Annotated in this window: 2 protein-coding genes; one reads left to right on the top strand and one right to left on the bottom strand. The window is 65.9% G+C overall.

Annotation, left to right across the window (positions count from 1 at the left end):
• The first annotated feature begins 164 nt into the window (after nucleotides 1-164).
• The gene (locus ACYP33_RS17675) at nucleotides 165-785 is read left to right on the top strand and encodes a TetR/AcrR family transcriptional regulator (protein ID WP_414445371.1); all 621 of its coding nucleotides are present in this window, start codon (nucleotides 165-167) and stop codon (nucleotides 783-785) included.
• 91 nt (nucleotides 786-876) lie between these two features.
• Here the strand turns inward: ACYP33_RS17675 and ACYP33_RS17670 are convergent.
• Nucleotides 877-1,781 (bottom strand): ClcB-like voltage-gated chloride channel protein (locus ACYP33_RS17670; RefSeq protein WP_459623024.1); only part of this gene is annotated, 905 nt, incomplete at its 5' end.

Below are 1,781 nucleotides of genomic sequence, written 5' to 3'. Positions count from 1 at the left end.
AACCGGCGCCAGGCGCCGGCCGCAACGAGCGGCGGCGCCCGCCGCGACGGCCTGTCGGGCCGGCGGCGAACGCCTGTATCTCGAAAACAGCGATGCATTCTAATACACAGTTGTATCTGAATGCAAAGCTGGATCTTCCGAAATTTGGTGCTAGACTTCGCGCCATGAAACCGAAGCGCTTGACCCGCGAACAGAGCAAGGACCAGACGCGCGAGCGCCTGCTCAGTTCCGCGAACACGATATTTACGAAGAAGGGCTATGTCGCGGCGAGCATCGAGGACATCGCGGCCGCCGCCGGCTACACGCGCGGCGCGTTCTATTCGAACTTCGGCGGCAAGGCCGAGCTGCTGCTCGAATTGCTGAAGTGCGATCACGAGGCGATGCGCGCCGAGCTGCAGCAGATCTTCGATTCGGGCGGCACGCGCGACGAAATGGAAGCCCGCGCGCTGACGTTCTACAGCCAGTTCATCCGTTTGAATCCGGCCTTCATGCTGTGGGCCGAAGCCAAGCTGCAAGCCGCGCGCGACGCGAAATTCCGCACCCGCTACATCGCGTTCATGCGCGAGAAGATCCAGGACATGGCCGCCACCATCGAGCTGTTCGCCGAGCGCGCGGGCACGCCGCTGCTGCTGCCGGCCGAGCAGCTCGCGGTGGGCTTGATGGGCTTGTGCGACGGCATCCAGGCGATCCACCAGGCCGATCCGCAGTTCGTGTCGCTCGAAATGACCGAAGCCACGCTCGGTGGCTTCTTCGCGCGCGTGGTGCTCGGGCGCTCGCCCGGCTGAACGCGCCGAATGTGCGCAGAGCGGCCGCCGCGCCGCTTCGCATGCTTTCGAATTCCCGACTTTTTCGCTTGTCCTGCCGGACGGCTGCCGCTCAACGGTTCCCGTTCAGGCGGCGGTACGCGTCGAGCAGCGACGTCTTGTAGACCACCCCGGCCAGCATCGGATTCGCCGCCGATTCGATCACCGGCAGCCGTTCGCCCTGGAAGCACATGAAGTGCTCGAGCGCCGTGCCGAGCGGCATGTCGGGCGTGAGCAGCGGAAACGGCGTGTGGGTGTAGTCGGCCGCCGTCTTGTGCTGCGTGTCGCGGCCTTCGAGCAGGTCCGACGTGATGTCCTTGAGCGCCACCGCGCCGCGAAATGTCTCGTCGGCGTCGGTCACGTACAGGTACTTGACCGGATATTCGAGGAACACGCGCGTCATTTCGGCCACCGTGGCGTCGGGATGCACCACGGTTTGCGCCGGCTGGATCAGCGCGCGCATCTGCGTGGATTTCAGCCGCAGCCGTTCTTCCTCGTCGCGATGGCGGCGCAGCGTGATTTCGTACATCGAGGTCTGGCCGAGCGCGCGCGCCGCGAAGTAGGCCACCACGCACGACACCATCAGCGGCAGCACCACCTGATAGCTCAGTGTCATCTCGAAGATCATGATGATCGCCATCAGCGGCGCCTGCGTGGCGCCCGCCATGAACGCGCCCATGCCGACGATCGCATACGCGTAGGACGCCGATACATGCCCCGGCAGCAGCATCTGCATGCCGAGCCCGAACAGCGAGCCGGCCGCCGCGCCCACGAACAGCGTGGGCGTGAAGATCCCGCCGACCGCGCCCGAGCCCGCGGTGGCCGCGGTGGCCAGCAGCTTGAACACCATCACGATCACCAGCGCCTGCCAGGTCCACGGCGCATGCAGGATCGAGTTCACGACGCTGTAGCCGTTGCCCCAGACGTCCGGCACCCAGATCGAGATGACGCCCACCACCAGGCCGCCCAGCGCGAGCC

The sequence above is a fragment of the Burkholderia sp. 3C genome, assembly GCF_054589155.1.
Note: the sequence above shows the minus strand (reverse complement) of the source record. Positions and strands in the feature narration are given on the sequence as shown.

Excerpts from the sequence above, each read along its gene's own strand:
- ACYP33_RS17675 (WP_414445371.1), top strand. The coding sequence starts at position 165 with ATGAAACCGAAGCGCTTGACCCGCGAACAGAGCAAGGACCAGACGCGC.